Origin of the sequence: Microbacterium sp. NPDC059771 (assembly GCF_042732495.1) — a bacterium.
GTDB classification, from domain to species: Bacteria; Actinomycetota; Actinomycetes; order Actinomycetales; family Microbacteriaceae; genus Microbacterium; species Microbacterium sufflavum.
Genome location: NZ_JBHWHK010000001.1, coordinates 489728 through 516382, shown reverse-complemented (window position 1 = coordinate 516382; position 26655 = coordinate 489728). Strand labels below are relative to the sequence as shown.

The window sequence follows — 26655 nt, the reverse complement described above, 5'->3', positions numbered from 1 at the left end:
GGGAGCCCTCCCTTCGTGCAGAGACGGGTCAGCTCAGCTGACGGTCCAGTCGAACTGGTCGCCGTACTTCTCCAGCCACGCGTCGACCGCGTCGGCTTCCTTGCCCTCGCCGTACTCGTTGACCACGAGGTCTTCGAGCGCACCGTACTGCTCGTCGTCGAGCTTGATCTTCTCGATCAGCTCGGCCGCCTCCGGGAACTCCTCGGCGAAGCCCTTGGTGCCGAGGAAGTGCAGGCCCTCGGCCTCGCCCATCGCGCCCTTCGGGTCTTCGAGGTCCTTCACGGGGAAGGCGTCGTTGGCCCAGAACGGACGCCACAGCGTGACGACGATGTCCTCCTGCTTGTCGGTCGCGGTCTTCAGCTCGGTCAGCATCGCCGCGGTCGACGAGGTCACCAGCTCGTACTCGCCGTCGAGCCCGTACTCGGGCATCATCTTCTGCGTCTGCGCGGTGAGGCCGGCGCCCGGCTCGATGCCGTAGATCTTGCCGTCGAAGTCCGCCCCCTTGCCCGCCAGGTCTTCGATGGAGGTGAGCTCGGAGTACTCCGGCACCGCCAGGGTGAGCTTGGCGTTGTCGTAGTACGCGCCGAGGTCTTCGATGTCGTCGCCGTACTTCTTCATGTACTCGGCGTGCGTGAGCTCGGGCCAGGCCGACGGGTACATGTCGACATCGCCCTGCGCGAGACCCGTGTAGAGGGGACCCGCCTCGGTGAGCGTCTTCATCTCGACCGTGTAACCGATCTTCTCCAGCTGGTCCTGCAGGAGGTACGCGGTGCTGAGGCCGTCGGTCCAGGAGGGCAGGAAGCCGAGCGTGATGGTGCCCTTGTCGTCGGCGTCGCCGCCGCCCGCGCTGGTGCCACCGGCTCCGTCGCCGCTGCATCCGGCGAGGGTGAGCGCTGCTGCGGCGCCCAGGGCGGTGAGGGTCAGGATCTTCTTCTTCATGTGCTTCTCTCTCTTGCGTTCCGTATGTGATTTCAGGAGTGCGGACGAGCCGCGGGACAGCGGGTGGGCGGCGTGCGGGATGGAGAACGGGCCGGAACCCGCCCCCTCGGGCTCCTCTCCGACCCCGCACCCGCGCGTGGGCGGGGGCGGGGCGGGACGTCGCGGTGGGGTGGGGTCAGGCGCGAGTGAGCTCGGGCTCGACGGCGTCGGACGACGCGGGGGTCGCGGACGCGGGGGTTGCGGCGGCGGCGGGCGCAGCGCCCGAACCCGCGCCCGACCGGCGGCGCTTCCACAGGCCCCACAGCGACGAGCGGTTCTCGCCCGGAGCCCCCAGCGCGGCGGTGACCCGGTCGAGGAAGACCGCGATCAGCACGACGCCCAGACCGGCCTCGACGCCCTTCGGGATGTTGATCGTCGAGATCGCCTCGACCACCATCTTCCCGAGGCCGTCCGCTCCCGCCATACCGGCGATCACGGCCATCGACAGCGCGAGCATGATCACCTGGTTGACGCCGGCCATGATGGTCGGCATCGCCAGGGGCAGCTGGATGCCGCGGAGGATCTGGCCGGGGGTGGCGCCGAACGCATGCCCGGCCTCCACGGTCTCGGAGTCGACGCCGCGGATGCCCAGCTCGGTCAGGCGCACGCCGGGAGGCAGCGCGAAGATCACGGTCGCCACGAGTCCCGGCACCACGCCGATGCCGAAGAACACGATCGCGGGGATCAGGTACACGAACGCGGGCATGGTCTGCATGAAGTCGAGCACCGGCTTCAGGGCCGCCCGGACCGTGGCGTTGCGCGCCGACCAGATGCCCAGCGGCACCGCGATCAGCACGGCCACGATCGCCGCGACGAGCACCAGGGCGAGGGTCTGCATCGCGGGCACCCACAGGTCCATCGCCACGATCAGCAGGAACGACACGGCCGTGCCGATCGCGAGCTTCCACGACCGCACGACCCAGGCGAGCAGGGCGGCGATCACGATGATCACGGCGAAGTGCGGGGTGAGCAGCAGCCGGGTGAGGCCGTCCACGAGGAAGCTCACCACGAACGACACCACGTCGAGCAGACCGTCGAGGTTCGCGGTGATCCAGTCGACTCCGGCGGCGACCCAGTCGCCCAGGGGGATGCGGAATCCGTCCATCAGCGCACCTCCTCCGTCTCGGGTGTCGTGGGCAGCGGCTCGGCCGTCCACCCGTCGTCGAGCACCGCGTCGATCTCGGCCTGCGGCATGGGCGTCATCGGCAGCAGGATCTCCTCGGTCGAGCCGGGGCCGGGGCCGAGGGCGGCGAGCAGGGTCACGCGGGGGATCACGCCCGCCAGTCGCCCGTCGGCGTCGGTCACGGCCAGGGGCAGCGGCGACTCCACGGCGGGCACGAACAGGTTCATGAGCACGTCGTCCTCGCGCACGCTCTGCAGCACGGGCTTGATCACGGAGTCGAGTCGCGTCACCCCCTGCCGCACGAGCTTCACCGCATCGCGGTCGGTGACCACACCGAGCAGCTGGCGGTCCTTGCCGACCACGTAGGTGGCCGACATGTAGGCGTCGCGCATCTGGCGCAGGGCCGTGCGCGGGCCGGCGGTCTCGGCGACCACGGGGCGCGGGCGCTCCATGACGTTCGCGGCGGTGAGCACGCGGGCACGGTCCACGTCCTGCACGAACTGCTCGACGTAGTCGTTCGCGGGGTCCATCAGGATGTCCTCCGGCGTGCCGATCTGCACGATGCGCCCGTCGCGCATCACGGCGATCCGGTCGCCGAGGAACATGGCCTCGTTGAGGTCGTGCGTGATGAAGACGATGGTCTTGTGCAGCTTCTGCTGGAGCTCCAGCAGCTGCTCCTGCATCTCGCGGCGGATCAGCGGGTCGAGCGCGCTGAACGCCTCGTCCATCAGCAGGATGTCGCTGTCTGCGGCGAGCGCGCGGGCGATGCCGACGCGCTGCTGCATGCCGCCGGAGAGCTCGGACGGCAGCTTGTCGCCCTGGCCCTCGAGGCCCACGAGCGCGAGGATCTCCTCGGCCTTCGCCTGCCGCTCGGCCGCCGCGACGCCCTTGAGCTCGAGCGGGTAGGCCACGTTCGCGGCCACCGTGCGGTGCGGCAGCAGGGCGAAGTGCTGGAAGACCATCGAGATGCGGTCGCGGCGGATCTCGCGCAGACGACCCGCGGGGATGCCCGTGATGGTGTCGCCGCCGACCGTGACGGTGCCGTCGGTGATGTCGTGCAGGCCGTTGAGCATGCGGATGATGGTGGACTTGCCCGATCCGGACAGGCCCATGATGACGAAGATCTCACCGCGGTTCACGGTGAAGCTGGCGTCGATGACGGCGGCGGTGCCCGCGTCGGCGACGGCCGCGCGGCTCTCACCCGCCTTCAGTCGGCGGACGGCGGCGTTCGGATTCCTCCCGAACACCTTGTACAGATGGCGCGCTTCGAGTGCGATGTCGGACACGTTTCCCCTGCGGCTCGGCCTCGGGTGGCTGAGCCTGCTTCGGTCACGTCCGGGTGATCCTCACGAGGCCGTTCGACATCATCGCTGTGGCGGCGCGGGCGGTGGATTTCGGATCCGCCGCAGAGAGGACCGACCGTACGCCCACGCCTCTTCGCAGCACAGCTCATCGAAAGAAGGACGTGGTCGCGGACTGGTCTTCGGGCCGTCAGGCCCACAGACCAACGTAACGAAATGGCCGGTCAGGGACAAATCCTGGGCCGGGAACGTGCCCGGGTTTCCGGTGCTGACCGGGGGATAGTACGAGCGTCTAGCAATCTCGGCGACGGGGGTTCACGGGCGTCGCACACTGCGCGTCACGGTGAACTTCGGGGTGCGTCGGAGCTGCTCCGTCCGCCCGATCAGCCGCGTCAGCTCGGGGCGGTACGCGAGGCCGGAGTTGTACACCGTGAACAGCTCGCCGCCCGGCCAGAGCAGTCGCGCGGCGGCCTCGAACAGCCGGGTCGCGGCCCCCGTGTGCACGCTGCTGCCGAGGTGGAACGGCGGGTTCAGCAGCACCACGTCGAACGCCCCGTCGGGCAGGTCGGATCCGGCGTCGTCGTGGGTCACGGTGACGCGGTCGGCGACGCCGTTCGCGGCCGCGGTCGCCCGGGTCGAGGCCACGGCCGCGGCCGAGCGATCGGTCGCGGTCACCGCGTCCCCGGGGTGCGCGAGGGCCCAGGACACCGCGAGCGCGCCCGTGCCGCAGCCGAGGTCGAGCACACGGCGCGGATCCTCGGCGTTCACGACTCCGGAGAAACCCTCGTTCTCCGGCAGTTCCGGCGGGGATGCAGCCCCGGGGCGAGCGGTTCTCCGGCGTTGTGAACCGTCGAGCGCGAGCGCCTCGAGCAGCACGCGCGTGCCGATGTCGAGGCGGGGTCCGGCGAACGCGCCGCCGTGCGCGACCAGGGCGAGGCCGTCGTGCGCGGCCCGCACGGGGAAGGGCGGCTGCGCGGGGACGGCCAGCGGCTGCGACGCCACGAGCAGCCGCGACTTGCGCTCGGCCCGCTGCGGCTGCACCTCCCCGAAGCTCCGCCGCAGCACCTCGTTCTGCGCCAGGGTCATGTGCTTGACGCGACCCCCGGCCACGAGCACCGCGTCGGGCGCGGCCCAGCGGGCGACCGCATCCGCGATCTGCTCCAGTTCCGCGAGCGCCTTGGGCAGCTGCAGCAGCACGAGCCGTGCCCCGCGCAGCAGCGTCTCGTCGAGCTCGTGCGTCGTGAAGCCCTCGAGTCCCAGCTCCTCCGCGTTGCGGGCGAGGGCGCGGCGCCCGGTCGCGAGGTCCTGGTGCACCCGGATCCCCCGGAGCCCGGACGCCACGAGCGGCAGGGTGATCGCGCCGTAGTCGTCCCCGATCACGGCGATCTCGGTACCGGTGATCCCGCTGTCGAGCGCCCGCGACGCGAGCAGCAGGTCGGTGGCGTCGTGCGCCTGGAGGTTCTCGGCCTCGACGTCGGGCCAGCGGCGCAGGCGGGCGTAGGGGAACTCCGGCACCAGCCCACTGTACGCGGGCGCCGTAAGGATTCCGCATGCGTCCGCTTCACCGGATTCACAAGTTCGTGAAGCGGGCGTACGCTCCCGCGCATGAGCACCGTGATCGCCACCCAGAGCCTCACCAAGCACTACGGGCACGTGCACGCCCTCGACGGTCTCGACCTGAGCGTCGAGTCCGGTCAGGTGCACGGATTCCTCGGGCCGAACGGCGCCGGCAAGTCCACCACGATCCGCATCCTCCTGGGCCTCGCCCGCCGCACCGGGGGCGCGGTGACCGTGTTCGGCGAGGACCCGTGGCGACGGGCCGTCGAGCTGCACCGGCGCATCGCCTCCGTGCCGGGCGACGTGAGCCTGTGGCCCAACCTCTCCGGGGGCGAGGCCATCGACCTGCTCGCCCGGCTGCGCGGAGCCCGCACGCACGACGCCGCCTACCGGCGCGAGAAGGCCCGGCTGCTGGAGGCCTTCCAGTTCGACCCGCGGAAGAAGGGCCGCGCGTACTCGAAGGGCAACCGCCAGAAGGTGGCGCTGATCGCGGCCTTCGCCGTGCCGGCCGACCTGCTCATCCTCGACGAGCCGACCAGCGGGCTCGACCCCCTCATGGCGGTGATCTTCCAGCGCGAGGTCGCGCGGGCCCACGAGAACGGCGCGACCGTGCTGCTGTCGAGCCACATCATGAGCGAGGTCGAGCAGCTGTGCGACCGCGTGTCGATCATCCGCGCCGGGCGCATCGTCGAGACCGGCACGCTCGCCGACCTGCGGCACCTCACCCGCAGCGACGTGTCGTTCACGGCCCCGGGTGTCCCGCTCGACCGCGTCGCCGCGATCCCCGAGGTGCACGACGCCACGGTGCACGACGACCGCTTCCGTCTCACCGTCGACAGCGACCGCACCGCCGCGGTGCTGCCCGCCCTCGCCACGCTCGGGATCTCCGACCTCCGCGTGGCTCCGCCCTCGCTCGAGGAGCTGTTCCTGCGGCACTACGGCGACGACCTCGCGACGCTCGAGGCGGCGGAGGACGGCGGGTCCGACGCGGAGCCGTCCACCCGGCGCTCCCGCCACGCGAAGGGTCGTGCGTGATGGACCGCTTCGGGGTGCTGCTGCGCCAGCGCATCCGCCGCGACCGGGTGCAGGTGCCGCTGTGGATCCTCGGCACAGCGCTCATGGCGTTCGCGGGGTATGCGGGCGTCACGCAGTCGTACTCGACCCTGGCCGACCGGCAGAACATCCTGGCCGCGGCGCTCGCGAACCCGGTGATCCTGATGTTCCGCGGCCTGCCGTCCGGCACCTCGGAGGGCGCTTTCTTGGCCTTCGAGATCCTGCCGTGGCTGGCGATGCTGGCGGCCCTCATGAGCACGTTCCTCGCGGTGCGGCACACCCGGGGCGACGAGGAGTCGGGGCGCGCCGAGCTCGTGTGGGCGACACCCGCCGGACGACACCTTCCCACCGTCGCGACGATCGTGCACGGCCTCCTCGCCAACGTCGTGCTGGGCGCGCTGACCGCGGTGGCCCTGCTCGCGACCGGGCTGCCCGTCGCCGGTTCGCTGCTCTCCGGCGCCGCGGCCGCCTCCTGCGGCGTCGCCTTCCTCGGCATCGCCCTGCTCGCGGCGCAGCTGCTGCGCACGTCGCGCGGCGCGAACTCCGCGGCGGTGTGGGTGCTCGTGGCCGCCTTCCTGCTCCGGGGCATCGGCAACGCCGCCGGGACCCCGAACGACGAGCTGACCGCGATCGCGAGCGCCTGGCCCGCGTGGCTGTCGCCGTTCGGCTGGGCGGAGCAGACGCGCCCGTACGACGTCGATGCGGCCTGGCCCGCGATCCTGGGACTGGCGCTCGGCCTCGTCCTGGCCGCCGGGGCACTGGCACTGCAGGGCCTGCGCGATGTGGACGCGGGCTTCGTGGCCGAACGCCCCGGCCGTTCCGCGGCGCGGCCCGCCCTCTCGTCGCCGCACGCGCTGGTGTGGCGACTCACCTCGGGCGCGGTCGTGGGGTGGGCGGTCGGCGGACTGCTCACCGGGCTGCTCGCCACGACCCTGGGCGGCGTGGTCGACCAGATCGCGGGCGAGAATCCCGCCGTGACCGACATCCTGGAGAAGATCGGCGGCGCGACCGGCGGGCTCGACGAGGTCGTGGTGACCGTGTTCTTCACGCTGCTGGGCATCCTCGCGGCCTGCTGCGCGGTGCAGACCGTGGTGCGCGCGCGGCAGGAGGAGGCGCGGGGCACGGTCGAGCTCGTGCTCTCGACCCCCACCGGACGGGTGCGCTGGCTGGCCGACCACGTGATCGTCGGCGTGGGCGCGGTGCTCATCGTGGTCGCCGCCGCCGTGCTGGGTGGCTGGCTCGGCGTGTGGTCGCGCGACGGCGACAGCGAGCTGTATCGCATCGTGGCCGTGGCGGGCGCGGGACAGGCGGTCGCGGCGGTGGTGTTCGTGGCGCTCACGGCCCTCGTGTTCGTGGTGCTGCCGCGCGCAACCATCCCCGTGGCGTGGATCCTGGTCCTGCTCGCGGCGCTGCTCGGCATGTTCGGCCCGCTGTTCGGGCTGCCGGACTGGACCGCGAACCTCTCCCCGTTCGCGGTGACCCCGGTGGTCGACGGCGACGGCGTCGACGTGCGCGGGCTGTGGTGGCTCGTGCTCGTGGTCGCCGGGGCCACGGCGGGCGCCCTGGCCCTCATGCGTCGGCGCGAGCTCGCGACGGGCGGGTAGTGCGATGACGCGGGCACCGGGCGGGGAGGCCGCGAACGCCGACGACGGGTCGGACGCGACGGCGGGCGATGCCGAGCAGCAGCGCGAGCACCGGGGCGTGGAACCGGCGGAGCAGGCGGCGGCGATGCTCACGGCGGCGGGGATGCCGCGGATGCCGGCGCGCGTGATGATGGCCCTGGTCGCGGCGCCCGAGGGCGGGTACACCGCGGCCGAGCTGGCCGAGCGGCTCGGCGTCTCCCCCGCGGCGGTGTCGGGGGCGGTGCGCTACCTGCAGCAGCTGCACTTCATCCAGCGGCGCCCGCGGCCGGGTGAGCGCCGTGACCGGTACGCGTTCGTGCACGATCCCTTCTACCGCTCGATCGTGGGCAACCTTCCCGTGTACGCGCGGCTCGCGGAGTACATCGACGACATCGCGGGCGCACACGGCGACGATCCCGACGCGCAGGCGCGGGCGGTCGAGCTGGCCGCGTTCTTCCGGTTCCTGTCCGCGCGCATGCGGCAGATCGTGGAGGAGTGGCACGAGTCGCGGCACGACCGGAGCTGATCGTCGCGATCCGGAGGGTTGACATACGCGTGGGTTACATGGTTACTTAGTCGAGTAAGTAACCCACCAACCCAGCGGAGGACTCGTGATCGAAGAAGGCAAGCCGCTCTTCCTCCAGATCGCCGAGCAGATCGAGGACTCGATCCTCGACGGCTCACTCGCCGAGGAGGCGCAGGCTCCTTCCACGAACGAGCTCGCCGCGTTCTACCGCATCAACCCCGCCACGGCGGCGAAGGGAGTCGCGATGCTCACCGAAAAGGGAGTGCTCCACAAGCGCCGAGGCATCGGCATGTTCGTCTCGGAAGGCGCCAGGGACCTGCTCCTCGGCGAGCGCCGCGCGGCCTTCGCCGACCGCTACATCGACCCGCTCCTCGCGGAGGCCCGCACGCTGGGCCTCGGCGCGGAAGACCTCGCGGACCTGCTCCGGCAGCGCGCCGCACACACCCCCACCCCAGAAGGGAAGAACCCCGCATGACCGCCGTCATCGAGGTGCAGAACCTCACCAAGCGCTACAAGGAGAAGAGGGCGCTCGACAACGTCTCGCTCGCCCTCGAAGGGGGCTCGATCTACGGGCTCCTCGGCCGTAACGGTGCCGGGAAGACGACCCTCATGTCGATCCTCACGGCCCAGAACTTCGAATCGTCCGGCACCGTGAAGGTGTTCGGCGAGCACCCGTACGAGAACGCGCACGTGCTCGGCCGCATCTGCTTCGTGCGCGAGAGCCAGAAGTACCCGGACGACGCCTACCCCAAGCACGCGTTCAAGGCCGCGAGCCTGTTCTTCCCGAACTGGGACCAGGCGTTCGCCGACGAGCTGATCGCGGAGTTCCAGCTGCCGATGAAGCAGACCATCAAGAAGCTGTCGCGTGGACAGCTCTCGGCGGTCGGCGTGATCATCGGACTCGCCTCGCGCGCCGAGATCACCTTCTTCGACGAGCCGTACCTCGGGCTCGACGCGGTCGCCCGGCAGATCTTCTACGACCGCCTAGTGGAGGACTATTCGGAGCACCCGCGCACCATCATCCTGTCCTCGCACCTGATCGACGAGGTGTCGAACCTCATCGAGAAGGTCATCGTGATCGACAACGGACGGATCCTGCTGAACGAGGACACCGATGCCGTGCGCGACCGCGCGGTGACCGTGGTGGGCGAGGCCGCGAAGGTCGACGCCTGGGCGGAGGGCCGCGAGATCCTGCACCGCGACGAGCTCGGCCGGGTGGCCTCGGTCACCGTCATGGGCCGGCTCTCGCCCGAGGAGCGCTCCGCGGTCGTCGCCGCGGGCCTCGACCTCACGCCGGTGTCGCTGCAGCAGCTCGTCGTCCGGCTCACCCAGAAGAACGACGCCGCCGCCGACAGAGCCGGTGCGGTGAAGGAGGAGGTCCGCTGATGCGCACGTTCAACGTCATCCGCCTGCAGCTGATCAACAAGGGCACCTTCATCTGGTACCCGCTCATGATCCTCGGCGCGGCCACGATCATCTCGATCCTGATCTACGCGATGATCCCCGTCGACACCCCCAAGTACGGCGGGGGCGGCCAGGCGCCGCTCTGGTACTTCTTCGCGGTGGGCATGTCGGCGATGACCCTCACGTTCCCGTTCTCGCAGGCGATGAGCGTCACGCGCCGGGAGTTCTTCTTCGGCACGATGCTGACGGCCATCCTCGGCAGCGCGATCATGGGCGTGCTCTTCCTGATCGGCGGCGGCATCGAGATGCTCACCGACGGCTGGGGGGTCAACGGCTACCTGTTCTACCTGCCGTGGCTGTGGGACGCGGGACCCCTGGGCGCCTTCGTGGTGTTCTTCACGCTCGCCCTGTTCTTCTTCGTGGTCGGCTTCACCGGCGCGACGATCTACAAGAGCTGGGGTCAGCTGGTGCTGCTGATCGTGAGCATCGGCCTGGGGCTCATCCTGGTGGGGCTGGTGTTCCTCGCGACACGGCTCGACCTGTGGAACCACGTCGGCGCGACGATCATGGACCTCGGCGCCCTCGGCCTGGCCGTGTGGGGCCTGGTGATCACCGCCGTCCTGACCGGCGTCTCGTTCCTCGCCTTCCGGCGGACCATCCCCTGATCGGACCACCCGGCACGAGGGATGCCGCGGCCGCGCACTCGGTGCGGGCCGCGGCATCCGTGCGTCCGGGCACTACCCGCAGACCGCAGCGGAGGCAACCCCACTCCTCCGCCGTCCGTTCGCGCGTAACGTCCAGGAGCAGAACCCGCCCGTCCGAGGAGAGAGCATGCCGTGACGCCCGAGGAACGCCGCCTCCGCGACCACCCGCGCCTGCGCCTGCGCGAACGCCGGTCGTACCTCTCGCGCACCCTGCGCGACGCCGTGCGACCGCCGCGGCTGCTGCTCGTGGCGAAGACGGCGCTCGCGGTCGGGCTCGCGTGGGCCGTCGCGCCGCACATGCCGGGCGTCACCGACGAGTATCCGTACTACGCGCCGCTCGGTGCTCTGGTGAGCATGTACCCGACGCTGATGGGCTCGATGCGCTCGAGCCTGCAGACGCTGTTCGGGCTCGCCGCGGGCATCGGCCTGGCTGCCCTGATCGTGCTCACCGTCGGTCCGACGTGGTGGACCATCCCGCTCGTGGTGGGTCTGGGCGTGCTGCTGTCGGGCACGGGGTGGTTCGGCGCCGGGCGCGAGTACGTGCCGATGGCCGCGCTGTTCGTGCTGATCATCGGGGGACAGAACGCCGACGACTACTCGGTGGGGTACCTGGCGCAGATGGCCGTCGGCGTGGTGATCGGGCTCCTGGTGAACCTGCTGATCGCGCCCGCACCGCTCGCCGCGGCGGCTGCGTCGAGGGTGGAGTCCTTCCGCACGCAGCTGGGCGAGCACCTGCACGACATCGGGTACGCGGTGTCGGAGTCGTGGCCGCCGGAGACCGCGCAGTGGGCGGAGGACGCGGCGTCCCTCGCCGAGACCACCGCCGATCTGCGGGCGGCGCTGGCCGAGGCCGACGAGAGCGTGCGGTACAACCCACGCGCGCGACGCCGGCACGTGGGGACAGCGCACATCCACGAGGACCTCTCGACGCTCGACCGGATCGCCCACCTGATCCGCGACATCGCCGATGCGACCGCCGACACCATCTGGGACCGACCCGCCGCCATCCCTCTCGACCCCGCGCTGCCCGAGCCCCTGTCGGCGGCCTGTCACGCGGTGGCCGACGTGATCGCCGAGCCCGATCCCGGCTCGAGCGAGGCGCACCGCCGGCGGGGTGAGGCCGCGCGGGCGATCCGCCTGCTGCTGGAGCGTGTGGACGACCGCACGTTCGACGCGCGCAGCACGATGGGTCCCGGCGTGCTGACGGCGATGCACCTGCGGCGGATCCTGATCCTCAGCGGCGAGCGCCCGGACGGCGACGCGTGAGTCAGGGCGACGGGTGAGCCAGGGCGGCGGGTGAGTCACGGCGACGGGTGAGTCAGATGGTGTCGTCGGCGACGACGATGTCGAGTTGCCAGTAGCGACCGTCGGGGTCTGTGGCGTCGTGCGCGTCGTCGGCCGCCGACAGCACGTCGTTGACCTGGCGCATCACGCCTTCGAACTCGGCCTCGGTCAGGCGGATCGTGCGCTGCACGAACGACGCGTGCACCTCGGTCGTGCGGCCGGCGACGTAGTCGGGGCTCCAGGCGAGTACGCGGCGCACCAGCTCGCCGTGCTCCTCCGCCAGGGCGGCGACCACCGCGCCGCCGAGCGCCTCATCGGCCACCGGGTTCTGCGGGTCGCCGAGGTTGAGGGCGCGCTTGCGTCCGGTCCAGACCCGGTCGCGGCGGTCGCGCGCGCGGTCGGGGGCCTCCTCGATGAGTCCGGCGTCGGCGAGCACCCGGAGGTGGAAGCTCGCGCTGTTCGCGGGAACGCCGAGCTCGGCGGCGATGTCGGCGGCCCGCAGGTGCTCGCGGCGCGCGATGAGGCGCAGGATCCGGCGGCGCAGCGGATGCGAGTACGCCTTCAGCATCGCCGAGGTCATGAAGACGGCGTCGTCGCCCGCGCTCGTCCCCGCGTCGTCGGCCATGCCCCGATCCTACCGGCGGACAATTGCGCACCTCTAGTTGCGCAATTTATGTTGCGCATCTATGGTCGAGCCATGACCACCGCCACCACCCCCCACCGCCTGTGGCGCAACACCCGCTACCTCACCTGGCTCGTGAGCGACACCAGCAAGGGGCTCGCCGCCTCCCTGTTCGGCTTCGCCGTCCCGCTCCTGGCGCTCCTCATCACGAACGACCCCGCGCAGGCGGGCATCATCGGCGCCGCCGGACTCGTCGCCCGCGTGCTGCTCACGCTCGCCGGGGGCGTGCTCGCCGACCGCCACCGGCGCATCGTCCTCATGCTGCTCGGCTCCCTGCTGGGCATCGTCCTCGCGGGCGCCTTCACTCTGCTCGCGATCGGCGACGCCCTCACCTTCACGTCACTGCTCGTGATCGACGTGCTGCTCGCCGCCCGCAGCGGCCTGTTCGACGTGGCCGGCGAGAGCGCGCTCAAGGAAATCGTGCCCGACGAGGCGATGGGCCGCGCCCAGGCCGCGAACCAGGGCAGGGACGCGGCGCTCCAGCTCGCCGGCGGCCCGCTGGGCGGACTGCTCCTCGGCCTCGGCGGCTGGGTGGTCGGTGCGGTCATGACGCTGTGCCACGCCGTCGCCGCGGTGACCGCCTGGATGCTGCGCCGCCAGACGCGACGGGCGGGGATCGCCGACACCGGAGCCGAGGACGACGCCGCGCCGGCGGACGAGCTGGCCCTGCGTCCCCACGCGGGGCGCGAGCTGCGGGAAGGCTTCACGTGGCTGCTCTCCCGCCGCGACCTCGGTGGCGTGATGATCATCCTCACCATCGTGAACCTCGGGTTCAACGCGGCCATCACGACCGTCGTCTACGCGCTGCAGCAGGCGGGGCACTCCGAGCTGCTGATCGGCACCCTGAGCGCGGTGATCGGCGCGGTCATGCTGGTCGGGGCCGTGCTGGCGCCGCTGCTCGTGCCGCGCGTCCCCGCGGGCATCCTCACGGTGGGCGGCCTCGCCGTCGTCGCGCTCGGCGCGGTCGCCCTGACCACGGTGCGCGAGCCCTGGGCGATCGCGGTGGTGCTCGGCGCGTCGGTCCTGCTGCTCCCCGCCCTGAACGCCGCCCTCCTCGGCTACTTCATGGTCGCGACACCCTCGCGGCTGCTCGGCCGTGCGAACAGTGCCATCGGGGTGCTCGCGATGGGGGCGATGCCCCTGGCCCCGCTGATCGCCGGGTTCGGGCTCTCCTGGCTCGGCCGCGAGGGCACGATCCTCGTGTGCGCCGGCCTGTGCCTGGTCGCGGCCGCGCTCGCGCTCGGCAATCGCGCGCTGCGTGCCCTCCCGGTCGAGGCGCGGTGGGCCGAGCACGCGGCCACCTTCGCGGCCGAGTAGCGCGAGGGCGGGCGGGAGTCAGGCGCCGATCAGTCGACTGACGGCCAAGCGGTTGAGCGACACGTGCTGCTCCGCCGCGTCGATCGCCAGCCGACGGTGCGCCTCCGGTGTGAGCCGAACCAGGAACTTGCCGGAGTAGGAGCGGTCGGAGATGGCCACGGGCGGCTCCTCCCCGTTCGCCGTCATGTCGTCGAGCACATCGGCGACGAGCTGTCGGATACCCCGGAACGCGTCGCCCTGGTCCTCCGACACCCAGGACAGCGAAGGCAACTCGGCAACCGTGCCGACATACGCGGCGTCCTCCGGGGACCATCGAACGCGGTATGCGTAGTGGTCAGGCTTCACTGTCGACATGTCCCGCTCCCTTCAGTCTGTCGATCGCCGCCAGGACCTGCCGGACCTGGTAGGCCTTCGCCGTTCCGTGATCGCTCTGGATGTTCACCCGCGGGTCTCCTGCCCGAGGCATTCGATACACGCGGTGGGAGGTGCCGCGCTGCCGCGGCTCTCCGAAGTGATGATTGCAAACCTTCACGAGGTCGGCGAATCGCACGCCTTTCGGTTGCGCCCGCATGCGTGCAACGAGGCCTTCCACAGATCCCATGATCGTGGATGGTATCAATAACGATACCATCCACGATCCGGCTGTGGAAAGCCCGCCCTCATGTATCACCGGGCTCTTGCCGTGCTCCTGGTAGGTGTGATCACAATGGGCTTCATGATCGACGGTGCCTCCGGCGCCGCCCCCCTCGATCCTGCATCCGACGACGGCCGGGCACGGTGGGAACGTGCCGCTGACCTGTTCGGCGCATGGCGCGAAGGCGACGGCCGCGCGATGGATGAGCTCGTGCGACTGCTGTCGCCCGTGCTCTGGCACGTCGTCCGCGCCTACGGGCTCGAACGCACCCTCGCGGAAGACGTGGTGCAGACCACGTGGCTGCGGCTCGTCCGCGGTCACGGCTCGATCGCCGACCCGCGCGCCGTGTCGGCCTGGCTCACCACGACCGCCCGCCGCGAGGCGTGGAAGGCCGCGAAGGCCAACGGCCGCATCGACACGACCGAGGCCGACGACCTCGACACCCTCCTGCCCGAACAGGCCTCGGCCGAGGACCACGCGACGCTCGGCGACGAGAACCGCCGACTCTGGCTCGCCGTGCGCCGCCTGACCGAGCGGTGCCAGCGCCTGCTCCGCGTGATCGCCTTCGACGACCGCCCCGACTACGCCCGCCTCGCGACCGACCTCGGCATGCCCGTCGGCAGCATCGGGCCGACCCGCAGCCGGTGCCTCGCCAAGCTGCGCGACCTGCTCGACGCCCCGGCGCCGCACACCGGAGGGGGACGCTCATGAGCGATCACGACGACGCCCGCCTGTTCGCGCGCCTGCGCACCGTGTGGGACGAGGTCGACCCGGTGCCGGCCGGACTGATCGACCGCATGGTCGCCGCGGTCGCCGCCGACGGGCTCAACCGCGAGTACGCGCTGCTGACCCTCGTGGAGGGGCAGCTCGGCGCCGTGCGGGGAGACGCCGACGCGCTCACGCTGCAGTTCAGCGACGGCACCACGAGCATCCTGCTGCACGTGACCACCACCGCGTCCGGACGGCGCCGCGTCGACGGCTGGGTCGACACCACCGCCGCGCGGATCGTGCTGGCCCAGGGCGACCGCACGCGCACCACGACGCCCGCGGAGACCGGGCGCTTCCAGTTCGACGACGTCCCGCCCGGGCTCAGCCGCGTGCGGCTGACCACGCTCGACGGCGACGAGGAACGCACGCTGGAGACCCCGCAGTTCGAGCTGTGACGGCGGGCGATGGAGCCCGCACGGAGAGGATGACCGATGGAGCAGCCCCAGGGATGGACGTGGCAGGACCGCGCGGAGGGATCGATCCGCCGCGGCACCGCTCTCGACCCAAGCACGGAACCCGTGGACGGCATCCGCGCCTTCCCCACCGCGTACCTGCCCGAACGCCTGCTGATCACGCGCACCGTCGGTGACCAGGAGGCGTACGACCGCGAGGTGCGCACGCTGCGCGACGCCGCCGACACCTTCGGCTGGCGGCTCGAGATCGAATCGGCGGAGCGCGAGGTCGGCGGCGACGAGCTGGTACCGGGCGTCGCCGGGTTCCTGCGCGCGCGCCTGACCACGCCCGACGAGCCGGCCAGGGGCGAGTCGCCCGTCGCGCCGGACGCCTGGCGGGTGCTGCAGCGGGCACGGCGCCTGTCGCGGTCGACCATGCCGCGCACGAGCCTCGAGCACGTGCTGTCGATCGACCCGGTCGGCCTCAACCCCTTCACGCGCACGAACCCGTTCACACGCACCAACCCGTTCACCCGCACCAACCCCGTGCGCGGCGCCGGTGCGGGCACCGGCGGCAGCGACGACTACCTGGAGCCGGGCCGCGGGGCGCGGCAGCCCGTCTCGTGGCTGGGGCCCGCCCCGGTGCGCGCCGCCGCGCCGAAGCGCGGACGACGCCCGGTCGTCGCGGTGCTCGACACGGGCTGCGGCGAGCACGCCTGGCTGCCGTCCGACATCGTCACGCGGCACATCGAGCTCGACGGCGTCCCGGTCGGGCTCACCGACGACGCCGACCCCGAACGCTACCCCGACCTGTACGGGCAGCTCGACGGCGAGATCGACGCGGTGGCCGGGCACGGCACGTTCATCTCCGGGATCGTGCGGCAGACCGCACCCGACGCCGACATCCTGTCGATCCGGGTGGCCGGCGCGCTCGGAGTGGTCGACGAGAGTACCCTGCTGGAGACCGTGGCGCAGGTGGTGGAGCTGCTGCGCCGGCACCGGGAGGACCCGAAGACGGGCTTCCCCATCGACGTGCTCAACCTGTCGCTCAGCTACTACCACGAGACCCCGACCGACGGGCTGTTCAGCCGCACGCTGTACGAGCTGCTGGCGAAGGCGCGCGAGCTCGGCTGCGTGGTCGTGTGCTCGGCCGGCAACGACGCGATCGACCGGCCGTCCTTCCCGGCGTCGCTGTGGCCGTGGCCGGGAGCCGACAACGGGCTGCCCGCCGACAAGGGCGCACCGCACGTGGCCGTCGGCGCCCTCAACCCGTCGTCGCGCTCGGTCGCGCTGTTCTCCAACGTCGGGCCCTGGGTGCACGTGTACGCCCCGGGCGCGGCGGTCGTCAGCACCTCGCCCGCGTTCGTCGGCGGTGCCCAGGCGGCGACCAGGGCCGACGTCGACGGACTGGTGCGTGAGACCCTCGACCCCGACGACTACCGGGGCGGCTTCGCGGTCTGGAGCGGCACGTCGTTCGCAGCGCCGTACCTCGCCGGTCGCATCGCGGCGGAGCTCGGGGCCGTCCCGGTGGCGGGCGCGACCCCGGCGGCGGCGGCGAAGGCCGTGTCCGCCGTGCTCGCCGAGCTCCCCGATCCGCACGACCGCGGCTGACCCGCACTCTTCCCCACCGGGGTCGCGGCACGGCATCCTGGACGGATGCCCCTGTCCGCGAGCGAGCTGCATCGGCGCGGCGTCGACGCGGCGAACACGCGACGGTTCGCGCAGGCCCGCCGTGCCCTCGACGCCGCGGCCGCGCGCACCGACGACCCCGAGTTGCGCGCCCGGATCGACGGCACCCGCGCCTACGTGCTGACGCAGACCGGTGACCCCGCGGCCGCCGAGGAACTGTGCCGGGCGGCCCTCGCGCGCGCGGGACTGCAGCCCGAGACGGTGGCGCTGCTCGGCGGCCAGCTCGGCACCCTGCTCATGCACCGCGGACGACTGCCCGAGGCCGAGGCCGAGCTCTCCCGCGCCATCGACGCGCTCTCCGCCGCGGGGACCGAGAGCACCGAGCTCGCGAACTGCCTGATGAACCGCTCGGTCGTGCGCATGCAGCGCCACGAGCTCGACGCGTGCGTCGCCGACCTCCGCCGCGCCCTCGCCGTGTATCAGGCGCATGACGCCCGCGGCCCGGTCGCCGAGGCCACGCACAACCTGGGCTACGCGGCGCTGCTGGGCGGCGACCTCGTGGGCGCCCTCGCGCTCATGACCCGCTCCCGCCCCGCCCTGGCGGAGGCGAGCGACCTGGCCGCCGCGATCGCCGACCTCGATCGGGCCGAGGTGCTCCGCGACGCGGGCCTGACGACCGAGGCGGAGGTGCTGCTCGGGCGGGTGGCCGTGCAGTTCGGGGCGCAGCGCATGCGGCAGGCGCGCGGCGAGGCGGAGTTCCACCTGGCGCGGTCACTGCTGCGCCATGATCCCGCGGCCGCCGAACGCGCGGCACGTCTGGCCGCCCGACGGTTCACCGCCCTCGCGACACCGGGGTGGACGGCGCGGGCCGAGGCCGTGCGACTGGAGGCACGGCAGCGCGCCCACCCCGACCGGGCGATCCCGGCCGAGGAGTTCGAGCGTGTCGCCCGTGACCTCGACCGCAGCGGATTCCGCACCGAGGCGACGGCGCTGCGCCTGACCGCACGGCGCGACGGAGCCGGGCGGCTGCCCCGCATCGCCGCGTCCGCCCCCACGCCCCTGCGGCTGCGCGTCCACGAGGTGCGGGCAGCGAGGGCCCTGCACCGAGGCCGCGACCGGGCGGCGCTGCGGGCCGCGGGCGAGGGCCTCGACCTGCTGTCGTCGTGGCAGCAGTCGTTCGGCGCGCTCGACCTGCAGGCCTCGGTCGCGATGCACGCGAGCGACCTCGTGTTCACCGGGCTCACGGCGGCGGCGCGCCTCGGCGACCCGGAGACCCTGTTCGAGTGGTCGGAGCGGGCCCGTCACCTCAGCCAGCAGGTCGCGCCGGTGCGGCCCCCGCACGACGCGGACCTGGCGGCGGACCTGGCGGAGCTGCGGATGCTGCGGGCAGAGCTCGCGGGTGCCGACTGGACGACCGACGCGCGGGTGCGGATGCTGCGCGACCGGGTGCGCGAGAGGCAGTGGACGGCGACCGGCTCCGGCGCCGCGCGCGAGCGGCTCGGCCTGGCGGCGGCGTCTGCACTCCTCCCGCACGACACCGCGGTGTTCTCCTACGTCTTCACCGGCTCCGAGCTGCACGCCGTGGCGGTGACCGAGGGCCGGGCGCGCATCGTGGAGCTGGACTGGCCGCGGGTGCGGGCGGCGCTCGACGGGCTGCGGGCCGACCTCGACATGGCCGCTCTCACCCGCGGCGGTGCGATGGGTGCGGTCACGCAGCGGTCCCTCGTCGCGCGGCTGGAGCTGCTCGACGCGGGGCTGCTCGCACCGCTGCGGCGGGCCGTGCCGCGGGCGTCGCGCGTGGCGATCACGGTGCCCGGCATCCTCGGGGGCGTGCCGTGGGCCATGCTGCCCGGCATGCGCGGGTTGCCGTTCACTCTCGTCACGTCGGTGTCGCGGTGGCTCGGAGCCGACCGGGCACCGCGCGCCGCGTCGCCCGTCGTGGGCTTCGCCGCCGGTCCTCGCGTGCGCCGCGCGGGCGAGGAGGTGCAGCGTGCGGCCTCGGCCTGGACGGACCGTGCCTCGACGCGCGTGTACGAGGGTGCGGAGGCGACGGTGGGTGCGGTGACGGCCCTCGCGGGCGACGCGGAGCTGCTGCACATCGCGGCGCACGGACGGCACGCGGTCGACAACCCCCTGTTCTCCGGGTTCGAGCTGAGCGACGGCACGCTGTTCGGCTACGACGTGGACCTGATCCCGCGGGCGCCGCGCACCGTCATCCTGTCGGCGTGTGAGCTGGGGCGCTCGTCGGTGCGCTGGGGGGAGGAGGCGCTGGGCATGACGCGGGTGTGGTTGCACGCGGGCACCGAGTGCGTGATCGCGGCACCCGTCGCGGTGCCCGACGACGATGCGTGCGAGCTGCTGGCGGCCGTGCACGCCGGGCTCACCGAGGGCGCTGCACCGGCGGACGCCCTGGCCTCCGCGGCCGTCACGACGGGCGTGATCGCGCCGTTCCAGTGCCACGGCGACGGATTCTGACCTTTTTCTCCAATCGGTGTATCAGAACCGCAGGCGGTGACTCCTGTTCTTCGGAAGGTGTCGCAGGCGAAGGGCCTCGAAGGAGGAGGCGCGAGGGAGGCGCCGTCGGATCTGGGGAAACAGCGCACTGGGGAGCGCGCACGACAGGGACACCAACTGCTCTGGGGAGCCGCGGATGCAGCCGCGACACCTCACAGGGCCTCGGCGATCTGGGGACGCCGGGGCCCTTGGGGTGCGCCCGCGCGGGCTCAGGCGAGGAGCACCGTCACAGGTCGAGGAAGTCTCCCAGCCACAGCCGGACGGAGGCGAGACAGTCCGCGGACACCCTCCCCGCGACGCCCGTGATCCGTTCCCGCGTGAGCGTGCGCGGCTGCTCGGTCATGACCCAGGACGGACGGTCCAGTCCGCTCGGCCCGTCGATGCGGATGTGATTGGGCCACCCACGGTCGGTCGTGGTGATCGGCAAGCCGATCACCAGGGTGGTGACGGCGTCCAGATACCCGGCGGAGGCGACGAGGAGGACGGGTCGGTGTCCGCCCCGTTCGCGGCCGCGCACCGGTTCCAACGACACCCAGACGATCACTCCGGGGGCGAGATCAGGGTCTGCCATCAGGAGGCGTCTGCCGATTCGACCCGCTCCCACGCCGCCGTCTCGGCCGCATGCGAAGCGGCGTCCTCGGGAGAGGAGAGGGCGACCGCCGTGCGCAGCGACTCGAGGCGTCGGCGGCGATCCTCGGCGTCGGCGAGATGGGCGAGGTGAGCGCCCAGTGTCAGCCCGTCGCGAGCCGCCTGATCCTTCAGCCGATCGCGGAGCTCGTCACTCACCTTGATCGTCGTGGTCATACTTTCAGTATACTGAGCCCCCGCCGCGCGGGCTCAGGCGAGGAGCACGACGTACCCGGCGTTGCGCAGCGCCTCGACCAGCGCGGGCTCGGCCCCGCGGTCGGTGATGACGGTGTGGAACAGCTCGGGTCCGCCCACCGCGGAGAACGCCTCGACGCCGAGCTTGCTGCCGTCGGTCACCACGACCGCGCGCCGGGCACGCTCGGCCATCATGCGGTTCACGGCGGCCTCGCGCTCGTCCTGCGTGGTGGCACCCGCCGCGGCGTCCATGCCGTTCACGCCCAGGAACGCGATGTCGAGCCGCACCCCGCGCAGCAGCTGTTCCACGAACGGCCCCACGAGCTCGTACGTGCGGGAGTGGATGACGCCGCCGGTGACCACGACCTTGATGTCGGGCCGCGTAGCGAGCTGTGCCGCGATATTGACCGCGTTCGTGACGACCGTGACCCCGCCGTCGGCGGCCAGGTCCTCCCTGGCGGCGAGGGCGGCCGCGATCGCGGTCGTCGTGGTGCCCCCGGAGAGACCCACCACCATGCCGGGCGACACCAGGTCGGCCGCGGCCTGGGCGATGCTCGCCTTCTCGTGCGTGCGCAGGTGGCTCTTGTAGCGGATGGGCAGCTCGTAGGCGACCGTCTGCGCCACCGCACCGCCGTGCGTGCGCGTGAGCAGGCGCTGCTCGGCCAGGGTGTCGAGGTCGCGGCGGGTGGTGGCCGGCGAGGCGCCGAACCGGTCGACGAGCTCGTCCACCGTGACCTCACCGCTGGCGGCGAGCAGGTCGAGGATCGCGTTCAGCCGTGCCGCCCGCTTCACCGCGTGCTCCCGGAGGGGTGCTGCGGCGGGAACCCGCGACCTCCGTGGTGACGGCCGACCGCGAGCGCCTGCGGCCCTGTCGCCGCCACGCTCATCCCGCGGCCGCCGTGTCGGTCTGCAGCGCGAACAGCCGCAGCATCCGCGCCGCCTCCTGCGCCAGCGCGTCGCGGGCGGGTGCGAGGTACTTCCGGGAGTCGACCAGCCGCTCGTCGCGGTCCAGCACATCGCGCACGGCCCGCGTGAAGAAGCCGTTCAGATGGGTCGAGACGTTGATCTTGGTCATGCCCGCCCGCACCGCGTCGGCGATCACGGCGTCGGCCACCCCGGACGAGCCGTGCAGCACGAGGGGCACGTCCGCCCCGGCCGCCCCGGCGCCGCGCAGTGCCGCCCGCAGCCGCGCGATGAGGTCGAGGTCGAGCGACGCCGTGCGGTCGGTCATGGCGTGCGACGAGCCGACCGCCACCGCGAGGGCGTCCACCCCGGTCGCGGCCACGAAGGCCCTGGCCTCGTCGGGGTCGGTGCGCACTCCGGGTGCGTGCGCGCCGTCCTTGCCGCCCACCTCGCCCAGCTCGCCCTCCACGAACACGCCAGCCCGGTGTGCGCGCGCGGCGACCTCGGCCGTCAGCGCGACGTTCTCGTCGTAGGGCAGCGCGCCGCCGTCGAACATGACGGAGCCGAAGCCGAGCGCGACGGCCTCGTCGACCAGCTCCGGTCGTTCGGCGTGGTCGAGGTGCACCGCGACCGGTGTCTCCGCCCGGCGGGCCAGCGCGAGCGAGGCGAGCGCGATGGGCTCCAGGCCGCCGTGATAGTCGGCGCAGTTCTGCGAGATCTGAAGGATCACCGGGAGTCCCGCGAGGGCGGCGGCGCGCACCAGGCCCTCCGCGGTCTCGAGGTGGATCACGTTGAACGCGCCGATGCCGGTTCCGGCGTCCGAGGCGGCGGTGACGAGTTCTCTGGCGGAGACGAGGGTCACGAGGGGTCCTTTCGAAACAGGGCGGGGTCGGGGCGGGTCACGCGCAGGTGCTGCGCGAGCGCGGTCCAGCGGGGCGAGATGTCGCCGGCGAGCGGCATGAGCACGGCCGCCGCCGACCAGGCCGTCGCGCGGCGGAGCACCGTCTCGGGGTCGCGCTCGCCCTCGGCGTACAGCACGGCGCAGGCGGCGACCCCGGCGTCGCCCGCACCGGTCGGGTTCCCCGCGAGGGGCTCGTCGAGTCGCGCGTGCACGAGCTCGTCGTCGGTCACCGCGAGCATGCCGTCGGCGCCCAGCGAGAGCAGCACGAGCTCGGCACCGCGCTCCAGCAGGGTGCGGGCGGCGTGCACCGGGTCGTCGATGCCGGTGGCTTCGGCGAGCTCGGCGGCGTTGGGCTTGAGCACGGTGGCCCCGGCGTCGGCGGCCCGCAGCAGCGCGGGGCCCGAGGTGTCGACGATCACGGGCACGCCGGCGTCACGCGCCACGGCGATCAGCATCGGCAGCAGCGCCTCGGGGGTGCCCGGCGGCACGCTGCCCGAGATCACGAGCACGCCCGCCGCGGGGAGCCGCTCGACCACCTCGGCCAGCACCGCCCCCCATTCCGCGTCGGAGGGGCTGACGCCGCGCTCGTTCACGATGGTGGTGTCGCCCGCGGATTCGTCGACGAGGGCGATGCTGCGCCGGGTCTCCGCCGCGACGGGCACGAGCACGTGCGGGACGCCGCTGGCGCTCAGCTCGTCCGCGAACTCGGCGCCCACGCGGCCGCCCGCGGTCGTGACGGCGAGCACGGGCGCGCCCTGCGCATGCGCGACCCTGGCCACGTTGAGGCCCTTGCCGCCCGCCCGCGCGGCCCCCGCGTCGGCGCGGTGGGTGCCGCCCTCCACGAGCCGGTCGACGCGCCAGGTCAGGTCGAGCGCGGGGTTGGGCGTGACGGTGAGGATCACGTCAGCTCCCTGGCCCGCAGGGCCGCACCGATCAGACCCGCGTTGCCGGAGAGCTCGGCGGGCACGAGCACCGGCAGCCGGTGGAAGCTGAGCCGCGCGGCCAGGCGGCGCCGCAGCTCGTCGAACAGTGCTCCTCCGGCGCGCGAGAGCCCCCCGCCGATCACCACGGCCTCGGGGGCGACCACCGCGGTGAGCTGCGCGAGCGACATCGTGAGCGCGTCGAGCGCGGAGTCCCAGATCGCGGCGGCGACCTCGTCACCCGCGGCCGCCCTGGCGATCACGTCTTTCGCGCCGTCGGGCACGACCCCGGTGGCCTCCCGATAGCGCCGGGCGATCGCACCGGCCGAGGCGACGGCCTCCAGGCAGCCGCGCGCGCCGCACGGGCAGGCCGGGCCGTCGGCGATGGGCGAGTGGCCGATCTCGCCGGCGTAACCGCCCGCGGTGTACGGCCGTCCGCCCACCAGGAGGGCGCCCGCGATGCCCGTGCCGATGACGAGGATCACGGCGTCGTCGTAGGCGCGTGCTCCACCGAGGCGGTGCTCGGCCCAGCTGGCCGCGCGCACGTCATGGTCGAACGCGACGGGCAGGCCGAGGCGTTCGCGGGCGAGGTCCCGCAGCGGGGCGTCGCGCCAGCCCATGTTGCTGGCGAACACCCCGACGCCCGCGTCGGCGTCGACGATGCCGGGCACCACGAGGCCGACCGCCTGCGGCACGACCTCGGGGTGTGCGTCGCGGAGCTCGGCGGCGAGCGCGTCCAGCCGGTCGAGGATCGCGTGCGTGCGGTCGCCGGCGACGACGGGCGTCGGGGTGCGCCGCAGCCCGAGCGCCGTGCCGTCGGCGTCGAAGAGGGCCGACTTGATGTCGGTGCCGCCCACGTCGAACGCGAGCGCCGGGGCACCGGGGCCGAGCGAGCGTACCGCGGCGAGGGTCTCGCCGGAGGCGTCCTTCTCGACGTCGGGGATCGCGTCCGCTCCGTCGATCGGGGTCATCGTTCGGCTCCGGTGCGTGCGCGGGTCATGCATCCAGGATGACGGATCGCGTGAGGTTGCGCGGCTGATCGGGGTCGAGTCCCCGCGCGAGGGCACGGTCGAGGGCCGTGCGGTGCAGGCGCACGAGGTCGGCGAGGGGGTCGATGGCGCGGTGCTCGAAGCGGGCGCCCGTGGCACGCACCTCGTCGGCGAGCCCGTCGGGGGCGTCGCCGAACTGCCAGGTGACGCGGCCGGGGGCGGCGATCGCGATCGGGCCGTGGCGATAGTCCATCGACGGGTAGGCCTCGGTCCACGACTGCGACGACTCGCGCAGTTTGAGGGCGGCCTCGTGCGCGAGCCCGATGGTCCAGCCCCGTCCGAGGAACGTGTACTGCTCCGCGTCACGCAGCTCGGCGTCGACCTCGGGCTCGGCGAGCACGGCGGTCGCGTCGGCGATCGCCCCGCTCAGGTCTTCCCCGAGCGAGGCGCGGAAGAGGGCGAGGGCCGTGGTGGCGAAGCGGGTCTGCACGACCGACTGCTCGTCGGCGAACGGCAGCAGCACGGCGTCGTCGACGAGCGAGACCAGCGGGGAGTCGGGGTCGCCGATCACGCCCACCGTGCGCACGCGTCCGCGCACGCGCTCGACCAGGTCGAGGACCTCGCTCGTGGTGCCGGACCGCGTGAGGGCGACGATGGCGTCGTAGCCGCGGTCGACGAAGGCCTCGGAGGCGGCGAACGCGTCGGTCTCCCCGTGTCCCGTGGACTCGCGCAGCGCGGCGTAGGACTGCGCCATGAACCAGGAGGTGCCGCATCCGACGACCGCGACCCTGGCCCCGCGGGCGGGCAGCCGCCCCTGCTCGGCGGTGAGATCGGCGGCGCGCTGCCACATCTCCGGCTGCGAGAGGAGTTCTTCGCGCATGTGCGCGCCGGGCAGGTTTTCGGTCATCGGTCGACCCTTTCAGACGAGTAGTTGCGTATTTGTGATTCTTTCGGGTGCGTTTCGATCATAGTATGTCACCACCATCGAGCAAGATCGGGCGAATGCTTGATTTTGTTTGTTTGCCTGACAAATAATCTGTACGTTCCACCCAAGCTTCGGCTTGACCCGAGAGGTCGCCCTCACCGCGATCGATCACCACGCACCGTCGCGTGAAGAGTGTTCTGCGACTGTGCACCACCCCCGCTCCGTCGGACGGCGGCTCGCCCGCCCACCGACCACGGCACACACAGTGAGGAATGCAATGCCCATGAAGAAGTCACTGCGGTTCGGGGCGGCTGCCGTCGCGGCCGTCGCCACGCTGTCGCTCGCCTCGTGCGGATTCGGCGGTTCGGGCGGCGACAGCGGCGGGGACGCCGACGGCAAGACCACGCTCGACCTGCTCGTCCCCAGCTACTCCGACGCGACGAAGGGGCTGTGGGAAGACGTGATCGACGGGTTCGAGAAGGAGAACCCCGACATCGACGTGAAGCTCGAAGTGCAGTCGTGGGACAACCTCGAGAAGGTCATCTCCACCAAGATCCAGGCGGGCGAGGCTCCCGACATCTACAACGGCGGGCCGTTCGCCGGGTTCGTCGGCGACGAGCTGCTCTACCCGGTCAAGGACGTCGTGTCGGACGAGGTCTACTCCGACTTCCAGGACTCCTTCATCAAGAACGCCGAGATCGACGGCACGGCCTACGCCCTGCCGCTCATCGCCTCCGCGCGCGCCCTCTTCGTCAACAACACCCTGCTGCAGCAGGCGGGTGTCGAGGCGCCCACCAACTGGGACGAGCTGCTCGACGCGGCCACCAAGGTCTCCGCGCTCGGCGGCGGGGTCGCCGGATACGGCATGCCCCTCGGCTCGGAAGAGGCACAGGCCGAGGCGGCCGTGTGGCTGTGGGGCGGCGGCGGCTCGTTCGGTGACGCGTCCGAGATCACGATCGACACCCCCGAGAACCTCGTCGGTGCCGAGCAGATCAAGAAGATGATCGACGCCGGTGCGACCCAGGCCGACCCGGGCTCCACGCAGCGCTCCCCGCTGATGGACATCTTCATCCAGGGCAAGATCGGCATGCAGGTCGGCCTGCCGCCCACGGTCGGGCAGATCGCCGACAGCAACCCCGAGCTGGACTACTCGATCGTCCCGATCCCGACCAAGGACGGCTCGCCGTCCACGCTCGGCGTCATGGACCAGCTGATGGCGTTCCAGAACGACGACGACAAGAAGGACGCGATCACCAAGTTCTTCGACTACTACTACGCCCCCGACGTGTACGTGCCGTGGGTGCAGGCCGAGGGCTTCCTGCCCGTCACCAAGTCCGGCGCCGAGAAGCTGTCCGGCGAGGAGGCGCTCAAGCCGTTCCTCGACGTGCTGCCCGACGCGCAGTTCTACCCGTCGACGAACCCGAAGTGGTCGGCCGCCGACGGTGCGTTCAAGTCGCTGTTCGGTCAGCTCCAGTCGAAGCCGGCACAGGACGTGCTGACCGAGATCCAGGCGCAGGTCGACGCGGGCTGACCCGCAGAACGGAGAGGTTCGGGTATCCCATGAGCCAGACCACAGAATCCTCGAACCTCGGGGGGGGGGGGAACAGCCCCCCCCCCCCCCCCCACGCCCTGGGAACCGGGTACGTGGCCCCCCGGGGGGGGGGACCCCCCCCAGGGCAGCCCCCGGTCTCAACCGCACGGGGGTTT

General features: G+C 72.4%; 26 protein-coding genes. 13 read left to right on the top strand and 13 right to left on the bottom strand.

The genetic code is table 11. The features are described 5' to 3' along the window. Nucleotides 1–33: 33 nt before the first annotated feature. The 4 genes from ACFV3I_RS02505 to ACFV3I_RS02490 form a co-directional block, all read right to left on the bottom strand. Nucleotides 34–939: a glycine betaine ABC transporter substrate-binding protein gene (locus ACFV3I_RS02505; protein ID WP_378822295.1), complete on the bottom strand. Its 906-nt coding sequence runs from the start codon at nt 937–939 to the stop codon at nt 34–36. A 175-nt stretch (nt 940–1114) separates the two neighbouring features. Next, entirely contained in the window at nt 1115–2083 is a 969-nt protein-coding gene (locus ACFV3I_RS02500) for an ABC transporter permease (RefSeq protein WP_378822294.1), read from the bottom strand. Beyond that, entirely contained in the window at nt 2083–3387 is a 1305-nt protein-coding gene (locus ACFV3I_RS02495) for a glycine betaine/L-proline ABC transporter ATP-binding protein (protein WP_136032223.1), read from the bottom strand. Before ACFV3I_RS02495 ends, ACFV3I_RS02500 begins: the two co-directional genes overlap by 1 nt. Nucleotides 3388–3717: 330 nt before the next feature. Continuing rightward, nucleotides 3718–4917: a class I SAM-dependent methyltransferase gene (locus tag ACFV3I_RS02490; RefSeq protein WP_378822293.1), complete on the bottom strand. Its 1200-nt coding sequence runs from the start codon at nt 4915–4917 to the stop codon at nt 3718–3720. 90 nt (nt 4918–5007) lie between these two features. On the opposite strand from ACFV3I_RS02490, the gene ACFV3I_RS02485 reads away from it, so the two are divergent. From ACFV3I_RS02485 to ACFV3I_RS02455, 7 genes are all read left to right on the top strand, one after another. Next, nucleotides 5008–5994, top strand: a complete 987-nt coding sequence (locus tag ACFV3I_RS02485) for an ABC transporter ATP-binding protein (RefSeq protein WP_206252069.1) — start codon at nt 5008–5010, stop codon at nt 5992–5994. Then, the gene (locus ACFV3I_RS02480) at nt 5994–7616 is read left to right on the top strand and encodes an ABC transporter permease (RefSeq protein WP_378823198.1); all 1623 of its coding nucleotides are present in this window, start codon (nt 5994–5996) and stop codon (nt 7614–7616) included. The genes ACFV3I_RS02485 and ACFV3I_RS02480 overlap by 1 nt, the downstream gene beginning before the upstream one ends. Before the next feature lie 4 nt (nt 7617–7620). Next, the gene (locus ACFV3I_RS02475; protein WP_378803147.1) at nt 7621–8160 is read left to right on the top strand and encodes a GbsR/MarR family transcriptional regulator; all 540 of its coding nucleotides are present in this window, start codon (nt 7621–7623) and stop codon (nt 8158–8160) included. An 85-nt stretch (nt 8161–8245) separates the two neighbouring features. After that, nucleotides 8246–8635 (top strand): GntR family transcriptional regulator, encoded by a 390-nt coding sequence (locus ACFV3I_RS02470; RefSeq protein WP_136032229.1) that lies wholly within the window; start codon nt 8246–8248, stop codon nt 8633–8635. Beyond that, nucleotides 8632–9546, top strand: coding sequence for an ABC transporter ATP-binding protein (locus tag ACFV3I_RS02465; protein ID WP_136045128.1), 915 nt, complete (start codon nt 8632–8634; stop codon nt 9544–9546). The genes ACFV3I_RS02470 and ACFV3I_RS02465 overlap by 4 nt, the downstream gene beginning before the upstream one ends. Continuing rightward, nucleotides 9546–10229, top strand: a complete 684-nt coding sequence (locus ACFV3I_RS02460; RefSeq protein ID WP_378822291.1) for a hypothetical protein — start codon at nt 9546–9548, stop codon at nt 10227–10229. Before ACFV3I_RS02465 ends, ACFV3I_RS02460 begins: the two co-directional genes overlap by 1 nt. A gap of 171 nt (nt 10230–10400) precedes the next feature. Then, complete coding sequence (locus tag ACFV3I_RS02455; protein WP_378822290.1) at nt 10401–11534, top strand: aromatic acid exporter family protein; 1134 nt, start codon at nt 10401–10403, stop codon at nt 11532–11534. A 52-nt stretch (nt 11535–11586) separates the two neighbouring features. On the opposite strand, the gene ACFV3I_RS02450 is transcribed toward ACFV3I_RS02455, so the two are convergent. Beyond that, entirely contained in the window at nt 11587–12177 is a 591-nt protein-coding gene (locus tag ACFV3I_RS02450; protein ID WP_378822289.1) for a helix-turn-helix domain-containing protein, read from the bottom strand. A gap of 72 nt (nt 12178–12249) precedes the next feature. On the opposite strand from ACFV3I_RS02450, the gene ACFV3I_RS02445 reads away from it, so the two are divergent. After that, complete coding sequence (locus ACFV3I_RS02445) at nt 12250–13551, top strand: MFS transporter (RefSeq protein ID WP_378822288.1); 1302 nt, start codon at nt 12250–12252, stop codon at nt 13549–13551. Between the two features lie 18 nt (nt 13552–13569). On the opposite strand, the gene ACFV3I_RS02440 is transcribed toward ACFV3I_RS02445, so the two are convergent. Continuing rightward, nucleotides 13570–13905: a type II toxin-antitoxin system HicB family antitoxin gene (locus ACFV3I_RS02440; protein WP_136032239.1), complete on the bottom strand. Its 336-nt coding sequence runs from the start codon at nt 13903–13905 to the stop codon at nt 13570–13572. Between the two features lie 361 nt (nt 13906–14266). On the opposite strand from ACFV3I_RS02440, the gene ACFV3I_RS02435 reads away from it, so the two are divergent. Genes ACFV3I_RS02435 through ACFV3I_RS02420 form a run of 4 tightly spaced genes read left to right on the top strand, consistent with a single transcriptional unit; the run spans nt 14267 to nt 19449 of the window. Beyond that, nucleotides 14267–14896 carry an RNA polymerase sigma factor gene (locus ACFV3I_RS02435; RefSeq protein WP_240744591.1) on the top strand — a complete coding sequence of 210 codons (630 nt, stop codon included), beginning with the start codon at nt 14267–14269 and terminating at the stop codon, nt 14894–14896. Then, nucleotides 14893–15348 (top strand): hypothetical protein, encoded by a 456-nt coding sequence (locus ACFV3I_RS02430; protein WP_206252075.1) that lies wholly within the window; start codon nt 14893–14895, stop codon nt 15346–15348. Before ACFV3I_RS02435 ends, ACFV3I_RS02430 begins: the two co-directional genes overlap by 4 nt. 36 nt (nt 15349–15384) lie before the next feature. Further along, nucleotides 15385–16956, top strand: coding sequence for a S8/S53 family peptidase (locus ACFV3I_RS02425; RefSeq protein ID WP_247982541.1), 1572 nt, complete (start codon nt 15385–15387; stop codon nt 16954–16956). Between the two features lie 45 nt (nt 16957–17001). Next, on the top strand, nt 17002–19449 hold the full coding sequence (locus ACFV3I_RS02420; RefSeq protein ID WP_378803143.1) for a CHAT domain-containing protein: 2448 nt from the start codon (nt 17002–17004) through the stop codon (nt 19447–19449). 265 nt (nt 19450–19714) lie between these two features. On the opposite strand, the gene ACFV3I_RS02415 is transcribed toward ACFV3I_RS02420, so the two are convergent. From ACFV3I_RS02415 to ACFV3I_RS02385, 7 genes are all read right to left on the bottom strand, one after another. Then, a complete protein-coding gene (locus ACFV3I_RS02415) occupies nt 19715–20059 on the bottom strand; it encodes a type II toxin-antitoxin system PemK/MazF family toxin (protein ID WP_378803142.1) in 345 nt (114 codons plus the stop codon). Further along, nucleotides 20059–20292, bottom strand: coding sequence for a hypothetical protein (locus ACFV3I_RS02410; protein ID WP_136032253.1), 234 nt, complete (start codon nt 20290–20292; stop codon nt 20059–20061). The genes ACFV3I_RS02415 and ACFV3I_RS02410 overlap by 1 nt, the downstream gene beginning before the upstream one ends. A 33-nt stretch (nt 20293–20325) precedes the next feature. Then, on the bottom strand, nt 20326–21102 hold the full coding sequence (locus tag ACFV3I_RS02405) for a DeoR/GlpR family DNA-binding transcription regulator (protein ID WP_247638087.1): 777 nt from the start codon (nt 21100–21102) through the stop codon (nt 20326–20328). A gap of 91 nt (nt 21103–21193) precedes the next feature. Then, nucleotides 21194–22075 (bottom strand): class II fructose-bisphosphate aldolase, encoded by an 882-nt coding sequence (locus ACFV3I_RS02400; protein WP_136036351.1) that lies wholly within the window; start codon nt 22073–22075, stop codon nt 21194–21196. Further along, nucleotides 22072–23016, bottom strand: coding sequence for a 1-phosphofructokinase family hexose kinase (locus tag ACFV3I_RS02395; RefSeq protein WP_136033338.1), 945 nt, complete (start codon nt 23014–23016; stop codon nt 22072–22074). Before ACFV3I_RS02395 ends, ACFV3I_RS02400 begins: the two co-directional genes overlap by 4 nt. Further along, nucleotides 23013–24005, bottom strand: coding sequence for an ROK family protein (locus ACFV3I_RS02390; RefSeq protein ID WP_136033336.1), 993 nt, complete (start codon nt 24003–24005; stop codon nt 23013–23015). The genes ACFV3I_RS02395 and ACFV3I_RS02390 overlap by 4 nt, the downstream gene beginning before the upstream one ends. Nucleotides 24006–24030: 25 nt before the next feature. Beyond that, nucleotides 24031–24930, bottom strand: a complete 900-nt coding sequence (locus tag ACFV3I_RS02385; RefSeq protein ID WP_136036140.1) for an SIS domain-containing protein — start codon at nt 24928–24930, stop codon at nt 24031–24033. A 301-nt stretch (nt 24931–25231) separates the two neighbouring features. Between ACFV3I_RS02385 and ACFV3I_RS02380 the strand changes: the two genes are divergently transcribed. After that, nucleotides 25232–26479 (top strand): extracellular solute-binding protein, encoded by a 1248-nt coding sequence (locus tag ACFV3I_RS02380; protein ID WP_378822287.1) that lies wholly within the window; start codon nt 25232–25234, stop codon nt 26477–26479. Nucleotides 26480–26655 lie beyond the last annotated feature (176 nt).